This window comes from Lysobacter sp. Root916, assembly GCF_001429785.1.
Classification (GTDB): domain Bacteria; phylum Pseudomonadota; class Gammaproteobacteria; order Xanthomonadales; family Xanthomonadaceae; genus Lysobacter.
In genome coordinates, this window is sequence record NZ_LMJF01000018.1 from 43,820 (window position 1) to 59,105 (window position 15,286).

Sequence of the window (15,286 nt, forward strand, 5' to 3'; positions counted from 1 at the left end):
CATCCTTGTTCGTTCGCGTGCGCCGGTCAGACCGGTTCCAGGGCCGCGTCTTGCCAATGCACGCGGTTGCCGCCCTTGCGTTTGGCTTGATACAGCGCTTCGTCGGCGCGCGCGTACCAGTCGTTCCAATCCGCGCGCGGGTCGACCATGCAGGCGCCGACGCTGACCGGACAGATGGTCGGCGGCGACTGCGGCATCAACATCAGGTTCTGGGTGGTGGCGACGATGAACTCGGCGAAACGCATCACGTCGTGGGCGTGCCCGGCCGAGACCAGCAGGCAGAATTCGTCGCCGCCCAGGCGGCAGGCGATGTCGTCGGGGCCGGCCACCGAACGCATGATGTTGGCCACGCTCTGCAGTACGCGATCGCCGGCCAGGTGGCCGTGGTCGTCGTTGACCTGCTTGAAGCGGTCGCAGTCCACCAGCACCAGGCCCAGGGTCTGCGGCATGCCCAGCGCGCGCGCTTCCTGCAGGTGCAGGGTGAGGCCGCGGCGGTTGTACAGGCCGGTGAGCTCGTCGGTACGGACCAGCTCTTCGGTCTGGTTGAGTTGGTGGGTGGTCGCGTACAGGCTGTCGAGGGCGGCTTCGAGATCCTGGTTGCGACGGCGCAGGCGCCGGATCAGGCCCTGCTCGTTGAGCACCACGCGCATGATCGCGCGGCGCAGGAAATGGCAGACCAGACCGGCGTTGCGGTCGACCAGGCGCTGGAATTCCTCGTGACGCAGTTCGATCAACAGGCCGGGGCCGGCGACGATGGCGTCGGCGCTGCGCGCGTGATCGCCGATCAGCAGGCCGAGTTCGCCGAAGAATTCGCGCGGGCCGAGGCGCTTGGTGACCAGGTCGTCGCCGAAGTCGAGATCGATCGCGCCGCGCGCGACCACGAACATGGTGGTGCCCAGTTCGCCGCGACGGAACAGCACCTGGCCGGCCTCGACGTGACGCGGGCGACCCAGTTCGGCGAACAGTTCGAATTCCGCTTGGCTAAGCGCTGCCGTCGCCGCTTCGTTAGGCGCCGGTATCGGATCCGAATTGAACTGACCGCCCGTCATGGTCGGCGCAGCACCATCGCGATTCATCCCACGACCCCCGGATCCCCGGCTCCTTCAGAGGCTGGAGAGGCAGGATAGCACCTCACCTGAACAGCAAACGTCCTGGCCAGGGGAAGTCGGTCACCGCGCGCGCCGCCGGTCGGGCGGGGCGCGGGCCACCGCGCCCATCGAGTAGACCCCGATCGCCGGACTAAGCCGGTTCCGCCGCCGCGACGCGTCCGGCCCCCTCGCCGGTCGCGCCGCGCGGCCGCATTCAGGCAGCGACCTTGTCCTGCTGGAACTGCTCTTCCTCGGTCGAGCCCTTGAGCGCGACGGTCGAGGACTGCCCGCCCTGGATGGTCTGGGTGACCGCGTCGAAATAGCCGGTACCGACCTCGCGCTGGTGCTTGACCGCGGTGAAGCCCTTTTCGGCGGCGGCGAACTCGGCCTCCTGCAGCTCCACGAAGGCGCTCATCTGACGACGCGCGTAGCCGTGGGCGAGGTTGAACATGCCGTAGTTCAGGCTGTGGAAGCCGGCCAGGGTGATGAACTGGAACTTGTAGCCGTAGCCGGCGATCTCCTTCTGGAACTTGGCGATCGTGGCGTCGTCCAGGTTCTTCTTCCAGTTGAAGCTGGGCGAGCAGTTGTAGGCCAGCAGCTTGCCCGGGAACTTGGCGTGGATGGCTTCGGCGAACTTGCGCGCGAACTCCAGATCCGGCTTGCCGGTCTCGCACCAGACCAGGTCGGCATAGGGCGCGTAAGCCAGGCCGCGGCTGATCGCCTGGTCCAGGCCGTTACGGGTCTTGTAGAAACCCTCGTTGGTGCGCTCGCCGGTGGTGAAGGGCTGATCGTTGGGATCGATATCGGCGGTGAGCAGGTCGGCCGCTTCGGCGTCGGTGCGCGCCACGATCAGGGTCGGCACGCCCATCACGTCGGCGGCCAGGCGCGCGGCGACCAGCTTCTCGACCGCCTCGCGGGTCGGCACCAGGACCTTGCCGCCCATGTGGCCGCACTTCTTGACCGAAGCCAGCTGGTCCTCGAAATGCACGCCCGAGGCGCCGGCCTCGATCATGCCCTTCATCAGTTCGAAGGCGTTGAGCACGCCGCCGAAGCCGGCTTCGGCATCGGCCACGATCGGCTGCAGGAAGTCGATGTCGCCGGTGCCCTCCGCGCACTGGATCTGATCGGCGCGCAGCAGGGTGTTGTTGATGCGGCGCACGACCTGCGGCACCGAGTTGGCCGGATACAGCGACTGGTCGGGGTACATCTCGCCGGCGATGTTGGCGTCGGCGGCGACCTGCCAGCCCGACAGGTAGATCGCCTTGAGGCCGGCCTTGACCTGCTGCATGGCCTGGTTGCCGGTCAGCGCGCCCAGCGCGTTGACGAAGTCCTCGGTGTGGAGCGAGTTCCACAGCTTGGCGGCGCCGAGCTTGGCGATGCTGTGCTCGACCGGGACCGTGCCGCGCAGCCGCACCACGTCCTCGGCCGAATACGGCCGGGTGATGCCGGCCCAGCGCGGATTGCTGGCCCAGTCGTTGCGGAGTTGCTCGGCGGTCGGCAGGTGGCTCATGACTTCGTTCCTTGCGTATGGGTCGTGGGGTGAGGCGCGAGTAAGGGTGGGACGCGGTAGGTGGAGCTAGGCGAGGCAAGTTGCTTTCTGTGGGAGCGACGTAAGCCGCGATCGCCCTCCGGCGCAGTTGCGTCGGCGGGCGGAACTCAATCGCGGCTTACGCCGCGCCCACAGACGCCGCCAAGTCGGGCAAGCGGGTCAGTCGATGCGTTGATAAGCCGGCAGGGTCAAGAACTCCTCCAGCGTGTCGGCGTGGGTGAGCTGGTCGAGCATCGCGATCGCCTCGCCCAGGCGCTGCGCGCCGGGCAGGTTCATGCGCTCGGCGAGCTTGCTGGGTAGACCGATCAGGGCGCGTTCGAGCAGGGCGAAATCGACCGGCGTGCCGTCGTCCAGGTGCAGGCCGGAGGCGTGCAGCCACTGCCACAACTGGGTGCGCGCGATCTCGGCGGTGGCCGCGTCCTCCATCAGCCAATGGATCGGCACGCAGCCGTTGCCGTCCAGCCAGGCGGCCAGATAGCGCACGCAGACCTCGACGTTGCCCTCGAAGCCGGCGCGCGTGATCGTGCCAAGCGAGGGCTTGATCAGATCGTCGCGGATCACCAGCACGTCGTCGCGCAGCACGTGCTGCTGATGCGGGCCGGGCATGCGCTCGTCGAAGATGCGCATCGCCAGCGGAATCAGCGCCGGATGCGCGACCCAGGTGCCGTCGTGACCGGCGGTGACCTCGCGCAGCTTGTCGGCGCGCACCTTGGCCAGCGCGGCCTCGTTGGCGGCCTCGTCGCCGCTGATCGGAATCTGCGCGGCCATGCCGCCCATCGCGTGCGCGCCGCGCTTGTGGCAGGTCTGGATCAGCAGTTCCGAATACGCACGCAGGAACGGCTGCAGCATCGTCACCTGGCCGCGCTCGGGCAGGACCTTGTCGCGATGCGCGCGGAAGGTCTTGAGGTAGGAGAACACGTAGTCCCAGCGGCCGCAGTTGAGGCCGGCGATGCGCGTGCGCAGCGCATGCAGGATCTCGTCCATCTCGAACACCGCCGGCAGGGTCTCGATCAGCACCGTGACCTTGATCTGGCCGGCGCTCAGGCCCAGCGCCTGCTCGACGCGGTCCAGCGCCTCGTTCCACAGCTGCGCCTCTTCCATCGACTGCAGCTTGGGCAGGTAGAAATAGGGTCCGCGATCCTTCGCGGCCAGCGCCTGCGCATTGTGGAAAGCGAACAGGCCCAGGTCGAACAGGCTGGCGGAGATCGGCGCGCCGTCGATCAGCAGATGCTTCTCGTCCAGGTGCCAGCCGCGCGGCCGCACCATCAGCACCGCCTGCTGCTCGAAGGGCTTGAGGGTGTAGTGCTTGCTGCCGTCCGGCGCCATCCAGTCCAGGGTGCCGGCCACAGCCTTCCTCAGCGCGCGCTGGCCGGTCAGCAGGTTGGACCAGGTCGGCGCGGTGCTGTCCTCGAAGTCGGCCATGAAGACCTTGGCGCCCGAGTTGAGGGCGTTGATGACCATCTTCGGATCGACCGGGCCGGTGATCTCGACGCGGCGGTCCAGCAGCGCCGCCGGCAGCGGCGCGACCCGCCACTGGCCGCTGCGGATCGCGGCGGTGTCGGCACGGAAATCCGGCAGGCCGCCGGCGTCGAAGAACGCCTGGCGCTCGCGGCGCGCGGCCAGGCGGGCCTGGCGAGCCGGTTCGAAGCGGCGGTGCAGGTCGGCCAGGAAGGCCAGAGCCGCGGGCGTGAGCAGCTGCTCCTGCCCGGCCAGGCTGGCCGTCAACTCGATCCCGTGCGTCTCCTGGCGTTGCGCCATCACTGCCGACATGCCCTGCTCCTACGCCTCTAGCGTGTTTCGTTAGGGCTCCGACCATGCGCTGGCGTCTTGTATTTGACAATCAAGTTTTTTCAATGCATATCATTTGAAAAACTTATATATGTCTTCCCAGTGACCACGAAGCGTGCCGCCAGCCCCCGTTTTGCGTACAAGGGCGACCGCCTGAAGCCGCTGCGGGCGTTCTGCCAGACCGCCCGCCTGGGCTCGGTCTCACGCGCGGCTGAGGCGCTCTACCTCAGCCAGCCGGCGGTGACCCTACAACTGCAGGCCTTGGAACGCGATCTGGGGGTGCGCCTGCTCGAGCGCAGCGGCCGCCGGCTCAGCCTGACCCGCGAGGGCCAGGAGCTGTACGAACTCGCGCGCCCGCTGGTCGAGGGCCTGGACGGCCTGGACGGGGCGTTTCGCGAGCGCGTGCGCGGGCTGGACGGCGGCGAGCTCAACGTCGCCGCCGGCAGCTCGACCATCCTGTACCTGCTGCCCAGGATCGTCGAAGCCTTCCGCGCCGCCCATCCGGACGTGCGCCTGAGCCTGCACAACGTCACCGGCGCCGGCGGTCTGGACCTGCTGCGCTCGGACGCGGTCGATCTGGCGGTGGGCTCGATGCTGGACGTGCCCGGCGACCTCAGCTACGCCCCGGTCTACCGCTTCGAGCCCATGCTGATCACCCCGCGCGACCACCCGCTCGCGCTCAAGCCCGACCTCAGCCTGCAGGACCTCTCGCCCTACGGCCTGATCCTGCCGCCGCAGCGCCTGACCACCTACCGCATGGTCGACCTGGTGTTCCAGCAGAACCGGGTGCCGTACACGGTCGCGCTGGAAGTCGGCGGTTGGGAGGTGATCAAGCAGTACGTGGCGATGGGCCTGGGCATCAGCATCGTCACCGCGATCTGCCTGACCGACGCTGACCGCTCGCGCCTGAGCGCGCGCTCGCTGGCCGACTACTTCCCCTCGCGCAGCTACGGCGTGGTGGTGCGCAAGGGCAAATACCTATCGCCGCAGGCGCGCGCGTTCACCGAATTGATCCAGCCGGATCTGTTTTTCCGCGGCGATTACTACGCGACGGGGCAGTCGGATCGTTGAGGGCCCCGGGCCGCGCACGCGGTTGCGGCATCGCGACGATGCGGTTCGCCTGCGGCTCACCGCATCCTACGGTCGAGGCGAATAGCGCTGGCGTTCGAGCCGCGCTCTAAAGTCAGCGGGCCCCGCCTTCGCGGGGATGACGGGCAACAGTGAGCGCAAGAACGACAGCGACAGCACGATGCAGGGGAACAAGAGGCAAAGGCGCTAGCGCGGCCGCCGCGGCCTGCGAAACCGCTTCGGCAAAAACGCCACCGCCGCCGCCAGTTCCACGAACGCCATCGCGTAGCGCACCGGCGCCACCAGCAAGGCCTTGCCCAAGGCCGCCGCCTGGCCTTCGCGCGACACCGCGGCCAACACCAGCGCCGTGGCCAGAATTTCCGCCGCCACCACTCCGCCCAACCACCACCAGCGCCCGCTGAAAGCCAACCACAGCAGCAGCAGCGGATACGCCAGGCGCTCGGCCGCCATCAGAAACAGCGCCCAGCCGATCGGCCGCCCGTACTCGTGGGTAAGGCGCTCGCCGAACGGCTGCCGATACGCCTCGCGCACCCGCCGCTGCTCGGTCGCCACGCGCGGGCGCGGGCGCAGCCAGCGCCGCCAGGCCTTGAACGGCGTCAGCAACAGCCCGTTGAACTCGCGACAGCCGCGCAGGAACGCGGCGGCCTGGCGGAAGCTCTGCCGCGGCAGACGATCCAGCGGCGGCTGCTCGGTATGCGCCAGCGCGCCGAACAACTGCACGTTGCGATAGCCCTCCTGCGCCAGCGCCAGGGCGATGAACACATCCTCCGCGCCGTCGAGCTGATCGCCGTGGACCGGCTCGTAACGATCGAACAGATCCTTGATGTAGCGCCGGCGATAGGCGATCGCATTGCCGCGCGGCACCACCACGCCGCCGAACAGCGCCATCTGGCCGCGGTTGATGAAACACTGCTGCAGCAGACAACTGGTTTCGCGATGGACGTCGCCCAGCCATTGCAGACCGCGCCGCAACCGGCCGCGACGCGCGCGCGGATCGCGATAAGCCTCGCCGTGCAGCCAACGCTGGAACGCCGGCGAACGCTCCAGCGCGCGCCGGTGTTCGCCGCGCATCGGCTGCACCACGCCGCAGACGCTGGCGATACCGACGCCTTCGTAGAGCTCGCGCACGCAGCGCTCGATGTAGTCCGCCGAATGCAGCAGAGTGTCGCCGTCGAGCACGAACTCGACATCGGCGTCGGATTCGCGCGCCTGGCGCTTGATCGTGGGCCCGCGTCCGATCGACCACATGCGTTCGATCACGCGCAGGGACAAACCGTTGGCGGCGGCGAACTCGCGGGCGATCGCGGCGGTGCCGTCGCGCTCGATGCCGCCGTCGTCGACCAGTACCACGCTGCGCGGTTGCAGGGTCTGGGCCAGCAGGGCCGCCAGGCAATGGGCGATGTCGTGCTGCTGCAGGCGCGCGGGAATCACCACGTCGACCACCGCCTGACGCCAGTCTTCCACCGGCGTGGGTACGGTCTCTTCGGCGCCGCGCCACAGCCCGACCGCACTAAGCAGACCGTTGGGGCTAAGCGCGAACCAAGGCAAGGCGGGCACCGGCCACCTCCCGCACGCGGACGCGGACCGCGCCCGACAACTCCGCATGCGCGGCGATCGTGGCCTCCGCCACTCCCCCTAGCGACATCCTGCCCGGCACGACCGACCTCCTGCCTGATCGGGAACCCGCGCCACCCCCCGCGACGCGCAGCCCCGTAACGAAGCTACACGCAAAACGCGGGCGAAACTGGCCGCCGATCCGGCCTGGGTGTCGCGCCCGATCGCCGGCTCGACCAGTCGTGTGCAGTTTTAGCGCAGCGAGTGCGCTTACGGCGTGCCGTGGTGCTTGCCCTGCCAGGGCCGGTACCAGGCCCGGATCCGCGCCAGATCGGCGTTCATGTCCTCGCCCAGCCAGAACGGCTCGCCGATGCCGATGACCTTGTCGGGGTAATGAAAATACGCCGGCAGCACCGGCACATCGGCGGCCTTGGCGATCTTCCAGAAGCCCGCCTTCCAGCGGTCCACCGGCTTGCGCGTGCCCTCCGGCGCCAGCCCGAACCAGAACCGCTCGGCGTTGCGGATCATCGCCGCGGCCTGTTCGACCACGCCGTGGGCGGCGCTGCGGTCGACCGGGATCACGCCCAGGTAGCGCAGCAGCGCACCCAGCAGCGGCACCTTGAACAGCGAATCCTTGCCCAGGATCTTGATGTCCAGCCCCATCGCGGCCTTGGCCGCGAAGCCCCAGACGCCGTCCCAGTTGGACGAATGCGGCGCGCCGATCAGCACCAGCTTGGGAATGTCGGGGAAAGCCCCGACCATGCGCCAGCCGCCCAGCCGCAGCACGCTGCGGCCGATCCAGCGGGTCAGGCGGTTGGAGCGCACCCGCGGTGCGTTCGGCGGCAGCGGCAGCACTACGTCGTCGGCGGTCGTCGGCATGCGGTCTCCGTCAGTCCCAATCGCGCGTGGCGCGGCCGCGCTTGACCGTGCTGCGCTCGCGCTTGGCCCCCAGCCGGCGTTCTTTCGAGGCGCGGCTGGGGCGGGTGGCGATGCGCGGCTTGGGCGCGTGCAGGCCGCTTTCGATGAAGGCGGCCAGGCGCTCGCGGGCATCGTCGCGGTTGCGCTCCTGGGTGCGGAAACGCTGCGCGCTGATCACCAGCACGCCGTCGCCGGTCACGCGGCGGTCGCGCTTGGCGAGCAGGCGTTCGCGCACCGGCTCGGGCAGCGACGGCGACTGCGCCACGTCGAAGCGCAGCTCCACCGCGGTCGCGACCTTGTTGACGTTTTGCCCGCCGGGCCCGGTCGAACGCACGAAGCGCTCGACCAGTTCCTGCTCGGGTATGGTGATTTCAGGATCGGCCATTGCGTCCCTCCGGCCCCGATTGTAGACGGGAGCGATGATAGTGCGGGCCTGTGGCCGGACGTTGACGCCGCCTGCACCCGCCGCCGACCATGCGGTTCCCATCAAGGAGGATCGCCCCCGATGAAGTCCTATGCCCTGGCCCTGGCCCTGATGCTGGCCTCGCCGCTGGCCGCCCTGGCCGCGCCGCCCAGCGACGCCCAAGTGTCGCGCCTGCTCGAGGTCATGCGCGCGCGCCAGACCGTGGAGACCATGCTGCCGCAGATCGAAGCCTCGCAGCAGCAGATGGCCGAACAGATGATGGCCGGCCGCGAGATCACGCCCGCCGAACGCGAGCGCTTGAACAGCGTGATCGCCCGTTCCAGCGCGCAGCTGCGCAAGGGCCTGGCCTGGGACAAGCTGGAACCGATTTACCGCGACATCTACCGCGACACCTTCGACGGCCAGGACACCGACGCCCTGATCGCGTTCTACGCCAGCCCGACCGGCCAGCGCCTGCTCGACAAGATGCCGGTGCTGATGCAGAACACCATGAACGCGATGCAGAAACTGGTGGTGCCGATGATGCAGGAACTGCAGCAGGACATCGAAGCCGAAGCGCGCAACGACGCGGTCAAGCGCAAGAGCGCCGGCGCCGAAACCAAGTAAGCCCGGCCCGCGCCGCGCCCGCCCTCATCCGGCCGACGCGGCCTGCTCGAACAGCGCCAGCGCCTTGGCCAGCTCGCGGTCCGGCGGCGCGGTGGCGACGATGCGCGCGCCGCTGACCGGATGCAGGAAGGCCAGGCGCTGCGCATGCAGCAGCATGCGATGGATGCCCATCATGCGGAAGGCGCGGTTGTGGCGGCCGTCGCCGTGGCTGGTGTCGCCGATCAGGTGATGCGAGACGTGCTTGAGATGACGCCGGATCTGGCGAAAGCGCCCGGTCTCCGGCTGCGCCAGCAGCAGCGCGTAGCGCGAGGTCTCGAAACCGCCGGATGGATGCGCGAGCTCGCAGCTGCCCAGGCGCCGGAAGCGCGTGATCGCGGGCTTCTTCTGCGGCTTGCCCGGCCCGCCGTCCAGCGCGTAGTCGATGGTGAACGCATCCTCCGGCCAGCCGCGGCAGACCGCCAGATAGTCCTTCTCGAACTCGCGCGACATCAGCACCTTGCCCAGGGCCGAGGCCACCTCGCGCTCGAACGCCAGCAGCAGACAGCCGCTGGTGGCGCGGTCCAGGCGGTGGACCAGGAACACCGGCCGCCCGAACTGCTGGCGCAGGCGGTCGGCGACGAAATCGGTCTCGCCGCGCGCCAGCGCGCTGTCGTGCACCATCAGCCCCGCCGGCTTGTCGATGATCGCCAGGCTGTCGTCGGCGTACAGCACCGGCAGTTCGGCGGGCGCCTCCAGGGAACTGTAGGTTTCGGACATGCTCTATGGCACAGGCGGTAGGGAGCTCGGCGGGTATTTTCGTCTATAGCAGCTCCAGCCACACGCTTTCCCCCGGCATCACTCCAGGACACCCCATGCGATCGTTCCCGCAGCCTTACCGACCGGCCTGGTCTCACCTGGCCTCGGCCCTGACCCTGGCCTGGGCGCTGGCCCTGCCCGCGCGGGCGGCCGAGCCCTCGCTCGCGCCACCCAAGGGCGTCGCCGCCGGCCCCTGCGTGGAAGGGATCTGCGAGTACACCCTGGGCAACGGCCTGCGCGTGCTGCTGTTCCCGGACGCCAGCAAACCCACGGTGACGGTCAACCTGACCTACCAGGTCGGCTCCATGCACGAGAACTACGGCGAGACCGGCATGGCCCACCTGCTGGAGCACCTGCTGTTCAAGGGCACGCCGACCCACAGCGACATCCCGGCCGAGATGAAGAAGCGCGGCATCGGCTTCAACGGCACCACCAACGTCGACCGCACCAACTATTACGCCTCGTTCCCGGCCAACGACGACACCCTGCGCTGGCTGCTGGGCATGGAAGCCGACCGCATGGTCAATTCCAACGTCGCCAAGAAGGACCTCGACAGCGAGATGACCGTGGTCCGCAACGAGATGGAGAAGAACGAGAACAGCCCCAACGGCGTGCTCGCCCAGCGCGTGCGATCCACCGCCTATCTCTGGCACAACTACGGCCACAGCACGATCGGCGCGCGCAGCGATGTCGAAGGCGTGCCGATCGAACGCCTGCAGGCCTTCTACAAAAGCTGGTACCGCCCCGATAACGCGACCCTGATCGTGGCCGGCCGCATCGACCCGGCCAAGACCTTGAACGAGATCGCGCAGGCCTTCGCGCCGGTCGCGCGGCCCAAGACCGGCTTGCGCGCGTTCTACACCGCCGACCCCACCCAGGACGGCGAGCGCAGCGTGACGGTGCGCCGCAGCGGCGATATCCAGTTGGTGATGGCGGCCTACCACGTGCCCGCCGAAACCCATCCCGACAGCGCCGCGCTGGGCCTGCTCGCCAATATTCTGGATTACGTGCCGGGCGGTCGCCTGCACAAGCAGCTGGTCGAAACCAAGCTGGCCGCGGGCGCCAGCGCGGGCGCCGACAGCCTGCGCGATCCGGGCCTGATGACGGCGATGATCGGGCTGCCGCGCGACGGCGATGCGGCCAAGGCCGAGGCCGCGCTGCTGACGCAGCTGGAAAACATCGCCGCCACGCCGATCACCCAAGCCGAGCTCGACGCCGCCAAGCAACGCATCCGCAACGGCTACGAACTCGGCTACACCAACGTCAACGCGGTCGCGCTGGGTCTGTCGGAGGCGATCGCGGCCGGCGACTGGCGCCTGTACTTCCTGCGTCGCGACGCGTTCGAGAAAGTCGGCCTGGACGACGTCAACCGCGTCGCGCGCGACTACCTCAAACCCAGCAACCGCACGCTGGGCCGCTTCGTGCCCACCGACCGCGCCGATCGCGCCGAGATCGCCGCCGCGCCCGCGGCCGCGACCGTGCTGCAGGGCTACACCGGCAAGGCCGCGGTGGCTGCGGGCGAACAGTTCGATCCCACGCCGGCCAACATCCAGGCGCGCACCGAAACCTTCACCCTCGGCGACGGCCTGCGCGTGGCCCTGCTGCCGAAGAAGACCCGCGGCGAAACCGTGGTGTTGAGCGCGCGCTTCCGCTTCGGCGACGCGGACTCGCTCAAGGGCCGCGCGGCCGCCGGCAACGTCGCCGGCTCGCTGATCATGCGCGGCGCCGCCGGGCTCAGCCGCGAGCAGATCGACCAGCGCTTCGAAGCCCTGAAGACCGAGGCCGGCATCGGCGGCGGCCTGCAGAGCGCGAGCATCGGCATGACCACGCGCCGCGCCCAGCTCGCCGAGGCGCTGGCGCTGGCGGTCCAGATCCTGCGCAAGCCCGAGTACCCGCAAAGCGAGTTCGAGCAGTTCCGCCTGCAGGCGATCACCGGGTTGGAGGCCGCGCGCAAGGAGCCCAGCACCATCGCCGGCATGGCCATGTCGCAGTACTTCGATCCCTGGCCGGAAGGCCACCCGCTGCGCTGGCGCAGCCTGGATCAGTCGATCGCCGACCTGAAGGCGCTCAAGGTCGAGGACCTGCGCGCCTTCCATCGCGATTTCTACGGCAGCGCCGAAGGCGAGATCAGCGTGGTCGGCGATTTCGATCCGGTCGCGCTCAAAGCGCAGCTGCAGAGTCTGTTCCTGGATTGGCGCACGCCGCACGCGTACGCGCCCATCCCCACCCACTACAGCGCCCTCGCCGCACGACGCGAGCGCTTCGAGACCCCCGACAAGGCCAACGGCGTGCTGCTGGCGCGCGGCAACCTCTCGCTCAACGACCGCGATCCCGACTATCCGGCCCTGATGGTCGCGAATTACATCTTCGGCGGCGGCGGCAAGTCGCGTCTGTACGATCGCATCCGCCAGAAGGACGGACTCAGCTACGGTGTGGGCAGCAACCTCGACGCCGACGCCAGCCGGGTCGGCCGCGACGACGCCGGCAGCCTGCTGATCCAGGCCATCGCCGCGCCGCAAAACCTGGACAAGACCGAGGCGGCGATGCGCGAGGAGTACGCGCGCTGGATCCGCGACGGCGTCGGCGCCGACGAGCTGCGCGATGCGGTCGCCGGCCTGTTGACCCAGCGCGCGCAGGGACGCGAATCCGACGGCGCGATCGCCGGCATCCTGGCCAGCAATCTGTCCCTGGATCGCGACATGGGGTTTCAGGCGGGCATCGACGCGCGCTTGAAGGCGCTGACGCCGGACGAGGTGAATGCGGCGATCCGCAAGCATTTCAAGCCGGAGATGCTGAGCGTGTACATGGCCGGCGACTTCGATGCGGCGGCGAAGCCGGCGGTTGGGGGAGCGAAGCCTTGACCGGTGCTGGCAAGTAAGCGCAAAAGCAAATCCCCCTAGCCCCCCTTTTTCAAAGGGGGGAACCCCGCGAGTCTGGATGCTTCGCTGCGCCCGCTTGTCTCGCACTTCGAGAACAGGGCGTGCCTTCCCCCTTGAAAAACAAGGACTGTCCTCCCCCTTTGTAAAAGGGGGATTGAGGGGGATTTGCTCTCCGCCCGGACCGCGTAGCGCCTAAGCGCTACGCCGCGGCCACGCCGCCAGCAGCGCCCACAAACCGCCGATGCCGGCGATCCACGACGAGGCCGGGATCGACCAGAAGCGCGGGCCGCCGGCTTCCAGGCCGTACAGCACCGCCGCCACGATCAACAGGCCGGTGCCCAGGATCGCCGCGACCGTGCGCCGCTGCGCGTCCTTCACCGTGCGCGTGAGTTCGGCCAGGTCCTGCGAACGCATGCGCAGCTCGTGGCCGCCGCTGACCTGCTGGGTCAGCCAGGCGTGCAGCAGGCGCGGCATCTCGGGCGCGTGCGTGACCAGCTCGGGCAGGCGCTTGCGGAATTCCGCGGCCAGGCGCTGCGGGCTGTAGCGTTCGACCAGGATGCGTTGCAGCACCGGCCGCGCCACCGCCCAGATATCGAGCTTGGGATCGAGCAGGCGGCCCACGCCTTCGATGTTGAGCAGGGTCTTCTGCAGCAGGATCAGCTGCGGCTGCAGGGTCAGCTCGTAGCGCTGCGCGGTGCGGAACAGTTTGACCAGCACCTCGGCCAGCGAGATTTCGCTGAGCGGGCGGGTGAAATAGGGCTCGCAGACCGCGCGCGTGGCCGCTTCGAGCTCGTCGATGCGAATATGCGCGGGCATCCAGCCGGCCTGCACGTGCAGCTCGGCGATGCGACGGTAGTCGCGGTTGAAGATCGCCATGAAGTTCTCGGCGAGGTAGTACTGATCCTCGTCGGACAGCTGGCCCATGATGCCGAAGTCCAGGGCGATGAAGCGCGGGTTGCTCTTGCGCTTGGGATCGCTGTCGACCCAGATGTTGCCGGCGTGGGCATCGGCATGGAAGAAGTTGTCGCGGAACACCTGGGTGTAGAACACCCGCACGCCCTTGGCCGCCAGCGCGCTGCGGTCGATGCCGGCGGCGTCGAGCGCGGCGATGTCGTCGGACGGAATGCCGTACACGCGCTCCAGGGTCAGCGCGCGCTCGGCGGTGTGCGACCAGATTACCTCGGGCACGTAGAGGTCTTCGCTGTCCTTCCAGAACCGGCGCAGCACGCTGGCGTTGGCGCCCTCGCGTTGCAGGTCCAGCTCGGCGGCCAGGGTGCTCTCGATCTCGGCCACGATCTCGCGCGGACGGATCTTGTCGGCGCTGGGATGGGCGCGGTCGACCACGCTGGCGATGGTCTTGAGCAGGGCGATGTCGCCGGCGATCTGCTTCTCGATGTTGGGGCGCAGCACCTTGACCACGACCTCGCGGCCGCCGGGCAGGATCGCCGCGTGCACCTGGGCGATCGAGGCCGAGGCCAGCGGGGTGGTGTCGAAGGCCTCGAAGGCCTCGGCGATGCCGCGCTCCAGGGCGGTCTCGACGATCGCGCGCGCGGCCTCGCCATCGAAGGGTTTGACCCGGTCCTGCAGCAGCGCCAGTTCGATCGCCACGTCCGGCGGCACCAGGTCGCGACGGGTGGACAGGATCTGGCCGAATTTGACGAAGATCGGGCCCAACTCCTGCAGCACCAGACGCAGACGCGCGCCACGCGACATCGCCGCGATCTCGGCCGAGGCGCGCGGCACGAACGGACGCGCGAGCTTGAGCCAGCGCTCGGCCGGGGTGCCGTCGAGCAGGTCGTCGAGCCGGTAACGCAGCAGGACCCGGCCGATGCGCCAGGCGCGCAGCGCCGACTTCATGCGTCGCTCCGTGCGGCGATGCGCTCGCGCAGGCGCGCGACGCGTACGCTCGCGCGCTCGACGCCGTCGCGCACCGCGTCGACGTCGTCGTGGAAGGCGTTGAGTTCGTCGCGCGCGACCACGTCGCGGGATTCCTCGGTGACGAATTCGGCCGCGTTCTGGGCGAAGGCACCGGCCGCGCCACGTGCGTGGCGCAGCCCGCCGGCGATCGCGTTGGCGATCTGCACGCCCATCACGTCGCCGAACACGCCGGTCAGCGAGCCCTGCCAATCCGGATCGAAGCGCTCGGCCAGGCGCTGCAGGCGGCGGGCGAGATCGGCATCGCCCTCGATACGCAGCTTGCCCACCGGCGGGGCGTCGTCGTTGCGCAGGAACGGCAGTTGCGAGACCAGGCCCGCGAGAGTGCTGCGCACCGACAGATCAGGTTCGACCGCGGCCTCGACCGGGCCTACCCGCAGGCGGTCGCCTTCGACGCGTACCTGCACCGCCAGCGGCGGCGCGGCCACATGCAGGGCGACGCGACGGCCGTCCAGCGCGCGCAGCGCGTCGCGCGTATCGGGGTCCAGCGCCAGCGCGCGATTGAGCGCGGCTTCCAGCGCGCCGCCTGCGTAGGTCTTCAGTATGGACGGGAACAAGCTATCGGCGGAGGTGTTCATGCCGTCATTGTAGCCCCCGGCCCGGCGGGCCCGAGACGGCGGCGTCCCGGCCCGTGGGCGGGCCGGGACGGGCATGTTCAGCG

The 15,286-nt window shown here is 69.2% G+C and carries 12 protein-coding genes; 3 read left to right on the forward strand and 9 right to left on the reverse strand.

Annotation, left to right across the window (positions count from 1 at the left end; translation table 11 throughout):
- Window positions 1–26 precede the first annotated feature (26 nt).
- The 3 genes from ASE35_RS20325 to aceB all read right to left on the reverse strand — a co-directional run bounded on the left by ASE35_RS20325 (window position 27) and on the right by aceB (window position 4,407).
- Complete coding sequence (locus ASE35_RS20325; protein ID WP_235567224.1) at window positions 27–1,049, reverse strand: GGDEF domain-containing protein; 1,023 nt, start codon at window positions 1,047–1,049, stop codon at window positions 27–29.
- A gap of 253 nt (window positions 1,050–1,302) precedes the next feature.
- Window positions 1,303–2,598, reverse strand: a complete 1,296-nt coding sequence (gene aceA / locus ASE35_RS20330; RefSeq protein WP_056176935.1) for an isocitrate lyase — start codon at window positions 2,596–2,598, stop codon at window positions 1,303–1,305.
- A gap of 198 nt (window positions 2,599–2,796) precedes the next feature.
- Complete coding sequence (gene aceB / locus ASE35_RS20335) at window positions 2,797–4,407, reverse strand: malate synthase A (protein ID WP_056176938.1); 1,611 nt, start codon at window positions 4,405–4,407, stop codon at window positions 2,797–2,799.
- Window positions 4,408–4,527: 120 nt separating this feature from the next.
- On the opposite strand from aceB, the gene ASE35_RS20340 reads away from it, so the two are divergent.
- Window positions 4,528–5,496 carry a LysR family transcriptional regulator gene (locus ASE35_RS20340; protein ID WP_056176942.1) on the forward strand — a complete coding sequence of 323 codons (969 nt, stop codon included), beginning with the start codon at window positions 4,528–4,530 and terminating at the stop codon, window positions 5,494–5,496.
- A 204-nt stretch (window positions 5,497–5,700) separates the two neighbouring features.
- Here ASE35_RS20340 and ASE35_RS20345 read toward each other — a convergent pair whose 3' ends face one another.
- From ASE35_RS20345 to arfB, 3 genes are all read right to left on the reverse strand, one after another.
- Window positions 5,701–7,071: a glycosyltransferase gene (locus tag ASE35_RS20345; RefSeq protein ID WP_162250633.1), complete on the reverse strand. Its 1,371-nt coding sequence runs from the start codon at window positions 7,069–7,071 to the stop codon at window positions 5,701–5,703.
- Window positions 7,072–7,338: 267 nt separating this feature from the next.
- Window positions 7,339–7,947 carry a lysophospholipid acyltransferase family protein gene (locus ASE35_RS20350; RefSeq protein ID WP_056176948.1) on the reverse strand — a complete coding sequence of 203 codons (609 nt, stop codon included), beginning with the start codon at window positions 7,945–7,947 and terminating at the stop codon, window positions 7,339–7,341.
- 10 nt (window positions 7,948–7,957) lie between these two features.
- Window positions 7,958–8,371 (reverse strand): alternative ribosome rescue aminoacyl-tRNA hydrolase ArfB, encoded by a 414-nt coding sequence (gene arfB, locus ASE35_RS20355; protein ID WP_056176951.1) that lies wholly within the window; start codon window positions 8,369–8,371, stop codon window positions 7,958–7,960.
- Window positions 8,372–8,491: 120 nt separating this feature from the next.
- Here arfB and ASE35_RS20360 point away from each other — a divergent pair, with 120 nt between their 5' ends.
- On the forward strand, window positions 8,492–9,016 hold the full coding sequence (locus ASE35_RS20360) for a DUF2059 domain-containing protein (RefSeq protein ID WP_057164941.1): 525 nt from the start codon (window positions 8,492–8,494) through the stop codon (window positions 9,014–9,016).
- Between the two features lie 24 nt (window positions 9,017–9,040).
- Here ASE35_RS20360 and ASE35_RS20365 read toward each other — a convergent pair whose 3' ends face one another.
- On the reverse strand, window positions 9,041–9,772 hold the full coding sequence (locus ASE35_RS20365; RefSeq protein ID WP_057164942.1) for a pseudouridine synthase: 732 nt from the start codon (window positions 9,770–9,772) through the stop codon (window positions 9,041–9,043).
- 95 nt (window positions 9,773–9,867) lie between these two features.
- Here ASE35_RS20365 and ASE35_RS20370 point away from each other — a divergent pair, with 95 nt between their 5' ends.
- Window positions 9,868–12,672, forward strand: coding sequence for a pitrilysin family protein (locus ASE35_RS20370; protein ID WP_057164943.1), 2,805 nt, complete (start codon window positions 9,868–9,870; stop codon window positions 12,670–12,672).
- A 210-nt stretch (window positions 12,673–12,882) separates the two neighbouring features.
- Here ASE35_RS20370 and ubiB read toward each other — a convergent pair whose 3' ends face one another.
- Window positions 12,883–14,547 (reverse strand): ubiquinone biosynthesis regulatory protein kinase UbiB, encoded by a 1,665-nt coding sequence (ubiB, locus tag ASE35_RS20375; RefSeq protein ID WP_056176961.1) that lies wholly within the window; start codon window positions 14,545–14,547, stop codon window positions 12,883–12,885.
- Window positions 14,544–15,203 (reverse strand): SCP2 sterol-binding domain-containing protein, encoded by a 660-nt coding sequence (locus ASE35_RS20380; protein WP_057164944.1) that lies wholly within the window; start codon window positions 15,201–15,203, stop codon window positions 14,544–14,546. Before ASE35_RS20380 ends, ubiB begins: the two co-directional genes overlap by 4 nt.
- Between the last annotated feature and the right edge of the window lie 83 nt (window positions 15,204–15,286).